This window comes from Cupriavidus sp. SW-Y-13 (assembly GCF_009793345.1).
In the GTDB taxonomy this organism is placed as follows: Bacteria; Pseudomonadota; Gammaproteobacteria; order Burkholderiales; family Burkholderiaceae; genus Cupriavidus.
Window position 1 is genome coordinate 3,333,152 of record NZ_WHLX01000001.1, and the last position, 15,838, is coordinate 3,348,989.

At 66.2% G+C, this 15,838-nt stretch carries 10 protein-coding genes; 9 read left to right on the plus strand and 1 reads right to left on the minus strand.

Annotation, left to right across the window (positions count from 1 at the left end; translation table 11 throughout):
- Positions 1-243: 243 nt before the first annotated feature.
- From gspL to gspF, 6 genes are all read left to right on the plus strand, one after another.
- The gene (gene gspL, locus GA566_RS14985) at positions 244-1,824 is read left to right on the plus strand and encodes a type II secretion system protein GspL (RefSeq protein ID WP_160473089.1); all 1,581 of its coding nucleotides are present in this window, start codon (positions 244-246) and stop codon (positions 1,822-1,824) included.
- Positions 1,821-2,399 (plus strand): type II secretion system protein M, encoded by a 579-nt coding sequence (locus tag GA566_RS14990; protein ID WP_137928193.1) that lies wholly within the window; start codon positions 1,821-1,823, stop codon positions 2,397-2,399. The genes gspL and GA566_RS14990 overlap by 4 nt, the downstream gene beginning before the upstream one ends.
- On the plus strand, positions 2,399-3,205 hold the full coding sequence (gene gspN, locus GA566_RS14995) for a type II secretion system protein N (RefSeq protein ID WP_160473090.1): 807 nt from the start codon (positions 2,399-2,401) through the stop codon (positions 3,203-3,205). The genes GA566_RS14990 and gspN overlap by 1 nt, the downstream gene beginning before the upstream one ends.
- Positions 3,206-3,239: 34 nt before the next feature.
- On the plus strand, positions 3,240-5,642 hold the full coding sequence (gene gspD, locus GA566_RS15000; protein ID WP_160473091.1) for a type II secretion system secretin GspD: 2,403 nt from the start codon (positions 3,240-3,242) through the stop codon (positions 5,640-5,642).
- A 70-nt stretch (positions 5,643-5,712) separates the two neighbouring features.
- Positions 5,713-7,188 carry a type II secretion system ATPase GspE gene (gene gspE, locus GA566_RS15005; protein ID WP_160473318.1) on the plus strand — a complete coding sequence of 492 codons (1,476 nt, stop codon included), beginning with the start codon at positions 5,713-5,715 and terminating at the stop codon, positions 7,186-7,188.
- A gap of 14 nt (positions 7,189-7,202) precedes the next feature.
- The gene (gspF, locus tag GA566_RS15010; RefSeq protein ID WP_137928196.1) at positions 7,203-8,420 is read left to right on the plus strand and encodes a type II secretion system inner membrane protein GspF; all 1,218 of its coding nucleotides are present in this window, start codon (positions 7,203-7,205) and stop codon (positions 8,418-8,420) included.
- Positions 8,421-8,527: 107 nt separating this feature from the next.
- Here gspF and GA566_RS15015 read toward each other — a convergent pair whose 3' ends face one another.
- On the minus strand, positions 8,528-9,838 hold the full coding sequence (locus GA566_RS15015) for an NYN domain-containing protein (RefSeq protein ID WP_160473092.1): 1,311 nt from the start codon (positions 9,836-9,838) through the stop codon (positions 8,528-8,530).
- 311 nt (positions 9,839-10,149) lie between these two features.
- Between GA566_RS15015 and GA566_RS15020 the strand changes: the two genes are divergently transcribed.
- From GA566_RS15020 to GA566_RS15030, 3 genes are all read left to right on the plus strand, one after another.
- Positions 10,150-13,743, plus strand: coding sequence for an indolepyruvate ferredoxin oxidoreductase family protein (locus GA566_RS15020; protein ID WP_160473093.1), 3,594 nt, complete (start codon positions 10,150-10,152; stop codon positions 13,741-13,743).
- 203 nt (positions 13,744-13,946) lie between these two features.
- On the plus strand, positions 13,947-14,366 hold the full coding sequence (locus GA566_RS15025) for a GNAT family acetyltransferase (protein ID WP_160473094.1): 420 nt from the start codon (positions 13,947-13,949) through the stop codon (positions 14,364-14,366).
- A 202-nt stretch (positions 14,367-14,568) separates the two neighbouring features.
- Positions 14,569-15,792, plus strand: coding sequence for an MFS transporter (locus GA566_RS15030; protein WP_137928201.1), 1,224 nt, complete (start codon positions 14,569-14,571; stop codon positions 15,790-15,792).
- Positions 15,793-15,838: the final 46 nt, after the last annotated feature.

The following is a 15,838-nucleotide window of genomic DNA, read 5'->3' on the forward strand; positions in this document are numbered from 1 at the left end:
CCGTACGGCAAGCCAATTTTTGTGGGGCGCGACGTAGGAATCAACCTCCTCCAAAATCGGACGAGTCACTATTGACGCACGTTGGTCACACAGGCAAGGTATGCTGCTGCGCCAGCCCGGACAGCTGCAGCAACCTGCGGCCAGGCCCCTTGCTTCGCCAGCCCTGCCGTACCCCGGATGCTGGCGGCCGTCGGGCCCACTCCTGCCGCCAGCGCAATATCGTCCACTGCATACAGGGAAATCTTGAGTACCACGCTCTACGTCCGCCTGCCGCACCGGCCGCATGACCAGCCGCAACCGTGGCAATTCGGGACGATGCCGTTTGCGCTGGTACGCGCCACGGCAGGAGACAAAAGCCGGCGAACCGGCCTGCCGCCAGCCCCCGAGCTGTTGCGCGAAGGCCACGCCGTACCCGCCGAAATGCCCGCCGCAGACCGCCTGGTGCTGATCGTCGCCGCCAGCGATGTGCTGCTGACGGCCGCCATGGTGCCCCCGCTGCCCCCCGCCCGATTGCGTCTGGCACTGCCCAATCTGGTCGAGGACATGCTCGCCACCGATGCGGCGCCGTGCCATATCGCCCTGGGGCCGGCGCTGGACCCAGCCGCCTCGGCACGCGGTGCGCGTCGCCGTCTGCTGATGGTGACGGACCGCGCGTGGCTGCGCGCCGCACTCGACCAGTTTGCCGAACACAAGCATCGCCGCCGCAGCGTGCTGCCCGCGCAGCTCTGCCTGCCGCTGGCCGAACCACTGGAATTGGCGCCCGAGGCCGCCGCAGCCGAGTCTTCCGCCGCCGAGCCGGTGCTGGCCGGTGGCGCCGACACCGCGCCTGCGCCCCGCCCCGCCGCTCCCGCCGCACCTGTCATTCCCGCCACCACAGACGAATCCCTGCAGCCCGCCACGCTGGTGGTGGAAGCTGCGGTCTCGGCGCTGGCCCAGTCGGCATCGTTGCTGGACACCTCGGCACCTGCCCTGGCAGCGGCCGAATCGGCCCGCCTCTGGCAGTTGACCGTCCGCACGGGCCCGTACGATGGCTACGGACTGCTACTCAACGATCAGGCGCTGGCCGCCTGGCAGGTGCTGGCCCCGGCCGGACACTGGCATGGCGACAAGACGGCCCAGGCACACGCGCCGGTGCCGGCCTTGCGCGAGACGCGCGCCGCGCCGCGTGCCTCAAGGATTTCCGATGCATGGCGCATCTGGCTCGTCGGCGCCGAAGCGTGCCTGCGCGAGCCGCAACTCGACCTGGCGCAGTTCGAGTTCGCCCAGGGCCGTATGGACCGCTGGAACCTGCGCGCATGGCGTGCGCCGGTGGCGCTGGCCGTGGCGCTGCTGATTGTGCAGATCATCGGCATGAATGTGCAGTGGTTCATGCTGCGGCAGGAGTCGAAGCGGATCGATGCCGCGCAGATCGACCTCCTGCACACCGCATTCCCCAATGTGCCGCCCGTGGCCGAGCCGCCGCTGCTGATGCGTCGCCAGATCGAACAGTTGCGTACCGCCAGCGGCCGAAGCACGCCGAGCGATTTCCTGCCGCTGGCGGATGGCTTCGCACGCGCAGCCCGGGATCTCCCGCCCGATGCGCTGCTGCAACTCGATTACCGCGCCGGCACGCTGTACGTCACGCTCAAGCCGGGCACCAACACCAGCGCGCTGCGTACCGCCGCGCGCCAAGTGGGTCTGCAGATGGACGAAGACAAGAACCCGCCCGACGCAACGGTGCGCGTCGGTGGCGCTCCGACGCCGCCGGGATCGCGCTGGACCGTGAAACGGGAAGCCGCCACAGGCAGCGTCGGCGGCAAGCCTGAAGGCAGGGCCGGCGCATGAAGTTCGGTAATCGTTCGACCTCCTCCCCCGCCTTTGCCCGTCTGGGCCGGCTGCGCCCGCGCGTGCCCGATGCCTGGCGCGAGCGCTTCGACACATTCTGGAACGCCCGCAATCCGCGCGAACAGGCCATCCTGGGTGGCGGCGCACTGGTCCTGGTGCTGGTGTTCGGCTACCTCGTGCTGTGGGAACCGGCTGCCACGGGCCGTGATCGTCTGATGCGCCACCTGCCCGTCCAGCGCGCGGACCTGGCCGAAATGGAAACCCTGGCGCAGGAAGCACGCGGTTTGCAGGCCAGCCCGGCGCCGTCGCTGCGCGGCGATGCGCTGACGCAGGCGCTGCAAGACAGCCTCGCCCAGCACGGATTGAAGGCCACGCGACTCGCGCCCACAGGCGAAAGCGCCGTGCAGATTCAGCTCGACAAGGCCGCCTTTGGCGCCGTGACCAGTTGGCTGCAGGATGTCAGGGCGCAGCAGCGGCTCAAGGTCACGGACGCGAAAATCAGCTATGTCGGCGCCACGGCGCTGGTGAATGTCACGGCCACCCTGCAGGGTCCGGGCGCCGGCGGCCGTAACTGATGGCACGGCTGGAAGCATTGCGACTGGCTCGCCGACAGGCGCGCGCGCCGCGTGGCTGGCAACGGCTGCGTTGGGCCATGCTCGGCCTGGCGGCGGTTGTCGTGACGATCGTCGCGTCCCTGCCGGCTACATGGATGGCCGACCGCATCGCCACGGACACGCAGCGGCGGGTCCTGCTGGCCGATGCGGCAGGCACGCTCTGGCACGGTAGCGCCACGCTCGCGCTGACGGCCGGTGCCGGCAGCCAGACCGCCACGGTGCTGCCCGGCCGCCTGAACTGGGATGTGGCGTTCTGGCCGTTGCTGACGGGTACCTTGCGGGTGGTGGTGTTCCAGGACGCCACCATGGCCGCGCCGGTCAAGCTGGCCGTCACGCCTGCGGGCTGGACGGTGGAATCGGGCAGTATCCGGCTGCCGGCCTCGATGCTGGAAGGCATTGGCGCCCCCTTCAACACCCTGCGCCCGGACGGCGCGATGCGTGTGGACTGGTCGGCACTGCAGGGCAGATTTACCGGCAACCAGAAGTCCGGGCATCTGAGCGTGCAGCTCGATCAGATGTCCGCCGCCGTCAGCCGTCTGCGTCCGCTGGGCAGTTACCGCGCGGATATCGACCTGGCCGGCGCCGATGGCAAATTGCAACTGAAAACCCTGAGTGGGCCGCTGTACCTGGAGGGCAGCGGCACGCTGGGCCGGCAGGCACGCTTCGAAGGTACGGCACGCGCCGACCCCGATGCGGCAACCCAGTTGGCGGGCCTGCTGGGCCTGCTGGGCCGAACCGAGAACAACGTGACCAGGCTGCGCTTCTGAGCCTCACGGCAACAGAGCGAGCTTTGAACCGACGATGAAAACGCAAGCACACCCTTCTTTCTTCCGTACCGCCTGCGCACGCGCCACTGTGCTGCTGTGCGGCCTCTCCCTGCTGGCGCCCGCGCCGCTCTGGGCGCAGCAGCCCCAGCAGGTGCCGCAGCCGAACGACATTACACCGCGCAACAACCGCGACCAGGTGGTGCTGAACTTCGTCAACGCCGATCTCGAATCGGTGGTCAAGGCGGTGGGCCAGGCCACGGGCAAGAACTTTGTGATCGATCCGCGCGTGAAGGGCACCGTCAACCTGGTGACCGAACAGCCGGTCTCGCGCGCCCAGGCACTGGAAACGCTGGGGTCGGTGCTGCGGATGCAGGGCTACGCGATGGTGGACTCGAACGGCTTCACCAAGGTGGTGCCGGAAGCCGACGCCAAGCTCCAGGGCTCGCCCACGGTCATCGGCGCGGGTAGCTCCCGGGGCGATCAGGTGGTGACGCAGGTGTTCCGGCTGAACTACGAGTCGGCCAACAACCTCGTACCGGTGCTGCGGCCGATGATCGCGCCGAACAACACCATCACCGCCTACCCGGCCAACAACACGCTGGTCATCACCGACTACGCCGACAACCTGCGCCGCCTGGCCCGCATCATTGCGGCGGTGGATGCGCCGGCATCGGGCGAAGTGGAACTGATCCCGTTGAAGAACGCCGTGGCCAGCGATGCCGCCGTGGTCCTGCAGAAGCTGCTTGACCCGTCGGCAGCCGGCGGCGCCGGTGCTGCGCCGGGCGGCGATGCATCGCTGCGCACCACCGTGGTGGCCGAGCCGCGCAGCAACTCGCTGATGATCCGCGCGTCGAGCCGTGCCCGTGTGCAGCAGGCACGCGCCCTGATCGAGAAAATCGACCAGCCCTATGCACGCGGCGGCAATATCTGGGTGGTGCCGCTCAAGAACGCCGACGCCACCAAGCTCGCGGCCACGCTGCGCGCGATCGTGGCGGCTGACAGCAGCTTCTCCACCTCGACCCAGGGCGGGCAGGCCGGTGGCATTGCCGGCGCCGCGGGCGCCACCTCGCAGAATACGTCGATGCAGCAGTCCGGCCAGTACACGGGCGGCTCGACCAGCGGCTATGGCCGCAGCGGCAGCAGCGGTTCGTCGAGCTTTGGCGGTGGCGGTTCGAACGCGTTCTCGTCGTCGTTCGCCGTGAACCAGCAGCCCACCACGGGTGGCATCATCCAGGCCGACCCGTCGACCAATTCGCTGATCATCACCGCAAGCGAGCCCGTCTACCGCAACCTGCGCGGCGTGATCGACGACCTGGATGCGCGTCGCGCCCAGATATACATCGAATCGATGATCGTCGAGGTCACGGCCTCGCAGGCCAGTGAACTGGGCATCCAGTGGCAGGGCCTGGTCAACGCCACCGGCAATACCATCGGCTTCGCGGGCACCAACTTCGCCTCGGGCGGCGCCAACATCCTGAACCTGAGCCTGGCGGGCCTGCTCTACAACAACAACGCCACGGCCGGCATTGCGGCGGCGCAGCAGATCGTGCCGGACATCGGCGGCCTGAACGTGGGTGTGCTGAACCGTTCGACGGGCCTGGGTGCGCTGGTGCGCGCGCTGGGCAGCAACGACAGCGTGAACCTGCTCTCCACGCCGAACCTGATCACGCTGGAGAACGAGGAAGCCAAGATCCTGATCGGCCAGAACATTCCGATCACGACCGGCTCCTACGCGCAGACGGGCAGCTCATCGAGCGTGTCGCCGTTCCAGACCTTCGACCGCAAGGACGTCGGCATCACGCTGCGCGTGCGGCCGCAGATTTCCGAAGGCGGGCTGGTCAAGATGCAGATCTACCAGGAATCCTCGTCGGTGGTGGCCAACACGATCAACCTCACGTCGGGTCCCACCACCAACGTGCGCTCGATCGAGACCAATGTGCTGGTCGATGACGGCCAGATCATCGTGCTCGGCGGCCTGATCGAAGACAGCTACGGCGACGGCGTGCAGAAGGTGCCATTGCTGGGCGACATTCCGCTGATCGGCTCGCTGTTCCGCTACGAGAACAAGAACCGCAAGAAAACCAACCTGCTGGTGTTCCTGCGCCCGTACGTGATGCGCACGGCAGCCGCCACGGATCGCCTGACGCAGGACCGCTACGAGTACATGCGCGGTCAGCAGCAGGGCTACGTCTCGCCTAACATGCTGGTACGGGACAAGGACACGCCGGTACTGCCGCCTGCCGATTCCCCGGGTGCGCCGTTCGTCGATCCGCGCTACAACGGTCCCGTGCAGAGTCCGCTGCCACTCAGCCCCACGCCGCCGGCCGCGCCGGAGCAACCATCGGTGCCGCCGTCGCAACAACCATCGCAGCAGCCGCCGCGTCCGCTGTCGCTGAACGACCAGTCGTTCGCCAAGCCGGCACGTCCGCAAAGCTGAGTCACGCATGACGACCGAAACACTCGCCGCGCAACCGCCGCAGGAAGCGCCTCTCGAAGCCCCGTCGCCGATGGCGGCGCGGCTTGTGTCGTACGCGTTCTCGCGCGATGCCGGACTGCTGGTGGCGCACCAGCGTCCGGACGGACTCGAAGTCTGGGTGAGCCGCAAGACCTCGCCGGCGGCACTGGCCGAGGTGGCGCGCGTGCATGGCGCGCTGCATCTGCGCGTGCTGGAGCAACCCGCGCTGGAAGCGGCGATGTCCGATGCGTACAACCGCCAGGACGGATCGGCCGCACAGATCGTGGGCGAAGTCGAAGGCGAGGTAGACCTGTCGCGGCTGATGCAGGACATTCCCGCCGTGGAAGACCTGCTGGAGTCCGAGGACGACGCGCCGATCATCCGCATGATCAACGCGCTGCTCACGCAGGCGGCGCGCGAGCAGGCGTCCGATATCCATATCGAACCGTTCGAATCGGCATCGGTGGTGCGCTTCCGCGTGGACGGCACGCTGCGCGATGTTGTGCGGCCGAAGAAGGCGCTGCACGGCGCGCTTATCTCGCGGATCAAGATCATGGCGCAGCTCGACATCGCCGAGAAGCGTCTGCCACAGGATGGCCGGATCACGCTGCGCGTGGGCGGGCGTCCGGTGGATGTGCGGGTCTCGACGCTGCCGACTGGCCACGGTGAACGCGCCGTGCTGCGTCTGCTCGACAAGGAAGCGGGCCGGCTCGATCTGGCCAAGCTGGGCATGGCGCCCGGCACACTGGGCGGCTTCGATCATCTCGTGCGCCAGCCGCACGGCATCGTGCTGGTGACCGGCCCGACCGGCTCGGGCAAGACGACCACGCTGTATGCGGCGCTGTCGCGGCTCGACTCGCACACGACCAACATCATGACCGTGGAAGATCCAATCGAGTACGACCTCGACGGGATCGGCCAGACGCAGGTCAATCCGCGTATCGACATGACGTTCGGCAAGGCCCTGCGCGCGATCCTGCGGCAAGACCCGGACGTGGTGATGATCGGCGAAATCCGCGACTTGGAGACCGCGCAGATCGCTGTGCAGGCCTCGCTGACGGGTCACCTGGTGCTGGCCACGCTGCACACGAACGATTCGGCTTCGGCCGTGACGCGTCTGGTGGATATGGGGATCGAACCGTTCCTGCTGTCGTCGTCGCTGCTCGGCGTGCTGGCGCAGCGGCTGGTTCGGCGCCTGTGCCCGCACTGCAAGCGCGAGGAAGTGATCGAAGTCACGCCGGGCGAGGCCGATGTGTTGCAGGCCCAAGGCAAGCCGCTGCAACGCGTGTGGCATGCCGTGGGCTGCGACAAGTGTGGCCACTCGGGCTATCAGGGCCGGATGGGCGTCTATGAACTGTTGACCGTGGACAGCGAGATCCAGACGATGATCCATCGCCAGCAGCCCGAATCGGAAATCAAGCAGGTGGCGCTCGGCAAGGGCATGCACACCATGCGTGGCGATGCGCAGCGCTGGATCGAGAGCGGCGCCACGTCGCTGGAAGAAGTGCTGCGCGTGACGCGCGACTAGGAACCTGACGCCGCATGCCCGCCTTTCGCTACGAAGCCGCTGACGCTACCGGCCGCACCGACCGCGGCGTCATCGAGGCCGACAGTCCCAAGCAAGCGCGCACCCAGTTGCGGGCACGCGGCCTGACGCCGATTTCTGTCGATCCGCTGGCCGGTGCGGGCCTCGCCAAGCGCGGCAGCCAGGGCATGTTCGTGCGCCGGCTGTCCACGCAGGAGCAGGCGCTGTTCACGCGGCAGCTCGCCAGCCTGATCGTGTCGGGCCTGCCGCTCGACGAGGCGCTGGGTGCACTGGCCGACCAGGCCGAACGTCAGTACGTACATGAGTTGCTCGCCGGTATCCGCGCCGAAGTCATGGGCGGCAGTTCGCTGTCCGTGGCGCTGTCGCAGCATCCGAAGGATTTTCCGGACATCTATCGCGCGCTGGTTTCTGCTGGCGAGCACTCGGGCCACCTTGGCGTGGTGCTGGAGCGGCTGGCGACCTATATCGAGACGCGCAATACGCTGACGTCGAAGATCCGCCTTGCCTTCACCTACCCGGCCATCGTCACCGTGGTGGCATTCGCCATCGTGATCTTCCTGCTGTCTTATGTGGTGCCGCAGGTGGTCAGCGTCTTCGCCAACACCAAGCAGAAGCTGCCCACGCTGACGATCGTCATGTTGTGGCTGTCCGATTTCGTGCGTAACTGGTGGTGGGCGGGCATCGCCGCGATTGCGGTGGTCACGGCGATCATACGCAGCGTGCTCAAGCAGCCGGACGTGAAGCTGTCGTGGCACCGCTGGCTGCTGACCGCGCCGCTGATCGGCAAGCTGATCCGCGGCTACAACACCGCGCGCTTTGCCAGCACGCTCGCGATTCTGGTATCGGCCGGTGTGCCGATCCTGCGCAGCCTGCAAGCCGCTGGAGAAACGCTGACGAACGTCGCGCTCAAGAACAACGTCGACGATGCGACGACGCGGGTGCGCGAAGGCGCCTCACTGGCGCGCGCACTGGCCGCGCAGAACCAGTTTCCGCCGGTGCTGGTGCATCTGATTCGTTCGGGGGAAGCGACCGGCAACCTGCCGATCATGCTGGAGCGGGCGGCTACGGGCGAAGGCCAGGAACTGGAGCGTCGAACGCTGTTCCTGACCAGCCTGCTGGAGCCGCTGCTGATTCTGACGATGGGTGTGGTGGTGCTGCTGATCGTGCTCGCGGTACTGATGCCGATTATCGAGATCAATCAGTTGGTGCGATAGGCGGGGATAGGCGCCAGCGGCAGACGATGCGCTGGCCCTCACCCCCAGCCCCTCTCCCGCCGTGCGGGAGAGGGGCGCGAACCGACAGGGGCCGAGTCGCTCCGAGCTTATTCCTGCGCCACTTCCTTCTTCTTTGCAGGCGCCCGCTTGCGCGGTGCAGCCTTCTTCTTCGCTGCCGGCTTCTTTTCTTCAGCCGGTGCTGCTTCCTCCACCGGCACTTCTTTCACAACAGCTTCCACGACTTCCGGCTCTGCCTTGGCCGACAGCACCGTCGTGCCCGGAGCCGAGAACACCGACTGGTCGATTGGCCACGGCGTGTCGCTAAGCGTCACGTCGGGACGGCGGGTGCGCTTGCCGCGTGCCTTGGGTTCTTCTTCCACCGGCTCCACGGTTTCCGCAATCAGCGTCGAAGCCGAGCCTGCACGTTCTTCCTCGATATCGGCTGACAGCGCAGGCGCGGGTTCGGGGATGGCGTCGATTTTCACCACCGGGGCCGGCGTCTCGATCGGCGGCACAGGCTGGGCGACGGTTTGCGCCGGCGGCTGCGGGGCGGGCTTCGGCTGGTGGGCGCGGGGTTGCTGCTGAGGTTGCTGCGGTTGCTGTGCCACAGGCTGCGGCGCCTGCTGCGCCACCGGCTGGCCCTCACCCTTGTTCCGCTTGCGCAGCCGTACCCAGATCGTCTTGTTGTTGCCGCCGTTGCGGGTTTCCACCTCGAACAGGTTGGTAGCCGTCACCAGCTCGGACAGCTTGCCGTAGCCGTAGTTGCGCGAATCGAACTCCGGCACCTGCTTGGCGATGTAGTTGCCGATGCCGCCGAGCGTGGACCAGCCGTCCTCGTCGGACACGGCCTGCGAGGCGCTCTGCAGCAGGCGCACCAGCCGCGAATCCTGACGCAGTTCCTGGGTGCTGCGGCGACGGGCCGGGGCGGTGGCCGCATCGGCGTCTCCGTCTGCATCGTTATCGGTATCGGCCGCGCGCAGCACGTCCGAATAGATGAACTTGTCGCAGGCGGTGACGAAGGGCTTGGGCGTCTTGCGTTCGCCAAAGCCGTAGACGGTCAGGCCCTGCTCGCGGATGCGCGAGGCCAGGCGCGTAAAGTCGCTGTCGCTCGACACGATGCAGAAACCATCGAAGCGGCCCGTGTAGAGCAGGTCCATCGCATCGATGATCATCGCGCTATCCGTGGCGTTCTTGCCTACCGTGTAGCGGAACTGCTGGATCGGCTGGATCGAGTGCGCCAGCAGGCGGTCTTTCCAGCCCGACAGGTTCGGGCGCGTCCAGTCGCCGTAGATCCGCTTCACGGCGGCCACGCCGTATTTGGCCACTTCGGCCAGCAGTCCTTCGACGATGGCGGGCGCTGCATTGTCGGCGTCGATCAGGACGGCCAGGGTCGCACCCTGGCGGGGAGAATTGTTCATGGTCGGTTCTTCTTGAGGGCCGGGTTGCACCATGGAGGGGGCCCGGCGGTGTGACGCACAGACGCCACAAAGCAGTCGGCGTGCGCCATTTGGATGCACCGCAGTGTACACGGGCAGCCCAACGGTATACGGGAAATCACGGGGGCATATGGCCCGTTTTATGCTGCATCGCACGGTACCGTGGTCTGCACGCCGGTGCTACCATCGCTCGCAGAGACACGGCTGTTCGACGCTTCCACAAGAAGCGGCCAACAGTTGCCTATAACTGATGTATCGGTGATCCCGACAGCACGCCCCCCAGAGGAGCACATATGAATGCCCCACTGACCGCCCCGGTCAGCGACGCTATCCGTCGCGCGCTCGAAAACGTTTCCCTCGAAGACAAATACACGCTTGAGCGTGGCCGCATCTACATCAGCGGCACGCAGGCCCTTGTGCGCCTGCCGATGCTGCAGCAGGAACGCGACCGCGCCGCCGGCCTCAATACCGCCGGTTTCATCTCCGGCTATCGCGGCTCGCCGCTCGGCGCGCTCGACCAATCGCTCTGGAAGGCCAAGAAGCACCTGGCCGCCCACAACGTGGTGTTCCAGGCCGGGCTGAACGAAGACCTCGCCGCCACGTCGGTATGGGGTTCGCAGCAGGTGAACATGTATCCGGACGCCAAGTTCGATGGCGTATTCGGCATGTGGTACGGCAAAGGCCCTGGCGTGGATCGCACGGGCGATGTGTTCAAGCATGCGAACTCGGCCGGTTCGAGCCGCCACGGCGGTGTGCTGGTGCTGGCCGGTGACGACCACTCCGCAAAATCCTCCACGCTGGCACACCAGTCCGAGCACATCTTCAAGGCGTGCGGGCTGCCGGTGCTCTATCCGTCCAATGTGCAGGAGTATCTCGATTACGGCCTGCACGCCTGGGCGATGAGCCGCTACTCGGGCCTATGGGTGTCGATGAAGTGCGTGACCGATGTGGTGGAGTCGTCAGCCTCTGTCGAACTCGATCCGCATCGCGTGCAGATCGTGCTGCCCGACGACTTCATCCTGCCGCAGGGCGGGTTGAACATCCGCTGGCCTGATCCGCCGCTCGAACAGGAAGCGCGGCTGCTCGACTTCAAGTGGTACGCGGGGCTGGCTTATGTCCGCGCGAACAAGATCGACCGCATCGAGATCGATTCGCCGCACGCGCGTTTCGGCATCATGACTGCCGGCAAGGCATATCTCGATACGCGCCAGGCACTGTCCGACCTGGGACTCGACGACGCGACCTGCGCGCAGCTCGGCATCCGCCTGTACAAGGTGGGCTGCGTCTGGCCCCTGGAGGCACACGGCGCGCGTGCGTTTGCGGAGGGGCTGCAGGAAATCCTCGTCGTCGAGGAAAAGCGCCAGATCATGGAGTACGCGCTCAAGGAAGAGCTGTACAACTGGCGCGACGATGTGCGCCCCAAGGTCTACGGCAAGTTCGACGAGCGCGACAACGCGGGCGGCGAATGGTCGATCCCGCAGAACAACTGGCTATTGCCGGCGCACTACGAACTATCCCCGGCGATCATCGCCAAGGCTATCGCCACGCGACTCGACAAGTTCGACCTGCCCAGCGACGTGCGCGCGCGCATTGCCGCACGGCTGGCCGTGATCGAAGCCAAGGAAAAAGCGCTGGCCACACCGCGCGTGACCGCCGAGCGCAAGCCGTGGTTCTGCTCGGGCTGCCCGCACAACACCTCCACCAACGTGCCCGAAGGTTCGCGTGCGCTGGCCGGTATTGGCTGCCACTACATGACGGTGTGGATGGACCGCAGCACCAGCACCTTCAGCCAGATGGGCGGCGAAGGCGTGGCGTGGATCGGCCAGGCGCCGTTTGCCGGTGACAAGCACGTCTTTGCCAACCTTGGCGATGGCACGTATTTCCACTCGGGGCTGCTGGCGATTCGCGCGTCGATCTCGGCGGGCGTGAACATCACGTACAAGATCCTCTACAACGATGCGGTGGCGATGACGGGCGGCCAGCCCGTGGACGGCCAGCTTTCGGTGCAGGACATCGCCTATCAGGTGGCGGCGGAAGGCGCGAAGAAGATCGTCATCGTCACGGATCAGCCCGAGAAGTACAACAGTGCGATCAAGCTGCCGGAAGGGCTGACCGTTCATCATCGCGACCAACTCGATACCATCCAGCGCGAATTGCGCGAGGTGCCAGGCTGCACGATCCTGATCTACGACCAGACCTGCGCCACCGAGAAGCGCCGCCGCAGGAAGCGCGGTACGTTCCCCGATCCGGCGCGCCGCGCGTTCATCAACGATGCAGTGTGCGAAGGTTGCGGAGACTGCTCGGTCAAGTCGAACTGCCTGTCCGTGGAGCCGCTCGAAACCGAACTCGGCACCAAGCGGCAGATCAACCAGTCTTCGTGCAACAAGGACTTCTCGTGCCTGAACGGCTTCTGCCCGAGCTTTGTCACGGCGGAAGGTGCGCAGGTGCGCAAGCCTCAGGCCACGGGCATCGCGATGACTGGCCTGCCTGAACTGCCGCTGCCACAGTTGCCGACGATGCGCCGCTCGTACGGCATCCTTGTCACGGGTGTGGGCGGCACCGGCGTAGTGACGATCGGCGGCCTGCTAGGCATGGCCGCGCACCTGGAAAGCAAGGGCGTGACGGTGCTCGACATGGCGGGTCTGGCGCAGAAGGGTGGCGCAGTGCTCTCGCACGTGCAGATCGCCGACAAGCCTTCGGACCTGCACGCTACGCGGATCGCGATGGGCGAGGCCGATCTCGTCATCGGCTGCGACGCCATTGTCTCGGCCACCGACGATGTCATCTCGAAGACGCAGCATGGCCGCACGCGCGCCATCGTCAACACGGCGCAGACGCCGACCGCCGCGTTCATCAAGGATCCGAAGTGGCAGTTCCCGGGTCTCTCGGCAGAGCAGGACATCCGCAACGCCGTGGGCGATCAGTGTGATTTCATCAACGCCAGCGCACTGGCCGTGGCGCTGCTGGGCGACACGCTCTACACGAATCCGCTGGTGCTGGGCTACGCGTGGCAGAAGGGCTGGATTCCGCTGTCGCTCGAAGCGCTGGAGCGCGCCATCGAACTGAACGGTGTGTCGGTAGAGAAGAACAAGGCCGCGTTCGACTGGGGCCGCCATATGGCGCATGACCCGGATCATGTGCTGTCACTGACGGGCAAGCTCAAGACGCAGACCGAAGGGGCCGATGTGGTGAAGCTGCCGACATCGTCCGGCGCGCTGCTGGAGAAGCTGATCGCCAATCGCGTGGAGCTGCTGACCAAGTATCAGGATGCGGCTTATGCGTCCAGATATCGCGATGCCATCCAGCGCGTCCGCACTGCCGAGAGCGCGCTGGTCGGCGCTGGCAAACCCCTGCCGCTGACAGAAGCTGCGGCGCGCAATCTCGCCAAGCTGATGGCCTACAAGGACGAGTACGAAGTGGCGCGCCTGTACACCGACCCGCTCTTCCTCGACAAGCTGCGCGCGCAGTTCGAAGGCGAACCGGGCCGTGACTACCAGATCAACTTCTGGCTGGCGCCGCCGATCACGGCCAAGCGCGATGACAAGGGACATCTGGTCAAGCGCCGCTTCGGTCCGTCCACGATGACGCTGTTCCGCATCCTGGCCAAGCTCAAGGGCCTGCGCGGTGGGCCGCTGGACGTGTTCGGTCGTACCGAGGAACGCCGTATGGAACGCGCGCTGATCGGTGAGTACCGGGCGCTGCTCGATGAACTTTCTGGCGGCCTGACGGCGGCGAACCACAGCACGGCTGTTGAGTTGGCCAACGTGCCGGACGACATTCGCGGCTTTGGGCATGTGAAGGAGAACAACCTGGCAGCGGCGCGTGGCAAGTGGGCGCGGTTGTTGGGGGTGTTTCGGGATCCGCAGGCTGGGGCGCGGGCGGCTTGATTCTCTGTAGCATTTGATGCGCTGGCCCTCTCCCCCGCCCCTCTCCCGCTTGCGGGAGAGGGGAGAACACCACGGGCGGTTCGATCGCTCCCGGTTGGCTCCCCTCTCCCGCAAAGCGGGAGAGGGGCCGGGGGAGAGGGCCAGCGGTTCACTCTTCATCTGACGTCGCTACACTGTGATGCCCAACCCTCCCCAGCATCACCATGCAACTCCGCCCCTTTCACCCCGCCGATGAATCCGCAGTTGTCGAACTCTGGAAAGCCTGCGGCCTGACGCGTCCCTGGAACGATCCGCACAATGACATCGCGCGCAAGCTGACGACGCAGCCGGAGCTGTTCCAGATCGGCGAAATCGACGGACGCGTGGTCGCCACGGCGATGATCGGTTACGACGGCCATCGCGGCTGGGTCTACTACCTGGCGGTCGATCCGGCATTGCAGGGTCGTGGCTACGGGCGCATGCTGATGGCCCGCGCCGAAGCCCTGCTGATCGAACGCGGCTGCCCCAAGATCAACCTGCTGGTGCGCGAGACCAACGACGCGGTGCTCGCGTTCTACGACCGGCTCGGCTATGGCCGCGACGCCGCAGTGAGCCTGGGCAAGCGTCTGATTCCTGACCACTGATCGTAATTATTTTATCGATGAATAGTAAGTGCGTATTTTTGGAACTGAGAATTCATTATGCCGATATAACGAGCGAAATTCCTGGTGGAGCCCCCCTTAAGCACCCACTGAATTGGTTTCCCGCTGAAGAGGCGGCGCCGATACAATTTCTGCTTCCTTGACCGCCCCGCACACCGGCGCCCCCGAAAGCGCCGGGCGCGCCATGACCGCCACCGCCCCGCACCTCTCCCCTCGCCAGATCATCTGGACGCTCGGCATTACCGAGATCATCAGCTGGGGCACGCTTTACTTCACGTTCACGGTCTTTCTGGAACCCATGCATCAGGCACTGGGTTTCGGCAAACCGTTCCTCGCGGGTGGCTTCTCACTGGGATTGCTGGTCTGGGCGATGTGTTCGTTCGCCGTGGGTCGCCTGCTGGACCGCGTGCCCGCGCGCAAGGTGATGGGCTGGGGTTCGGTGCTCGCAGCTGCGGGTCTGCTGCTGTGGGCGTGGTGTCCGTCGCCAACCGTGTTCCTGCTGATGTGGATTCCGCTGGGGCTGGCGATGGCTTCCACGCTCTATGAACCCGCATTCGTGGTGCTGAGGCAGGCGTTTGGCGACAGCTACCAGAAGCCCATCGTCAAGGTGACGCTGTTCGCCGGCTTCGCCAGCACGATCTTCATTCCGATCGGACAATGGCTAGTGCTGCATCTGGGCTGGCGCGAGACGCTGATCATCTTCGCCGCGCTGAACCTGTTCGTCTGCGCCCCGCTCCATGCCCGCCTGCGCTACGCCGTGCATGCCACCTATTCCGGCACGCCGCTTCCCGGCGGCGCTTCGCCCGCCTCGCAGGGCATTGCGCGCGCCACGCTGCGCGAGCCGGTGTTCTGGGCCGTGGTCGCCGCCTTTACAGCCACCGCCGTGATTGCCTCGCTGCTCGGCGCACACCTGATTCCGATGCTGACCGAGAAAGGCATGCCAGTGGGGCAGCAACTGATCGTGGCCGCGCTGATCGGCCCCGCGCAGGTGGCTGGGCGTCTGGCCATGGCACGGCTGCCAATCAACCAGCCGGTGCGCCTCTCGATGCCCGTCTACGTGGTCATGAGCGTGGGCCTGCTCTGCCTGACGCTCGGCCATGGCTACTGGCTCATGGTCGCGGCCATCTGCTACGGCATTGCCAACGGTGTGAACACCATGCTGCGCGCGATGGCGATGCCCGAACTGATCTCGCGTCATCACTACGCCACGCTGAATGGGTTAATGATGACCCCGGTGCTGCTGATGCAGGCCGCAGCGCCATGGTTCGGCGCGCTGCTCTGGCGTGCCGCTGGCGGCTACTGGCTCATGCTGTGGGTCATGGTGGCGCTGGCGCTCGGCGCGCTGGGCGCGTTTGCCTACGCGCTGCACCAGCGCGGCCTGCTGCGGCAGGACGCCGCCGTCGCATAAAGCGCTCACTTCCAATCTTTTTTTGTTGTTCCTGGCCGTACCTGAT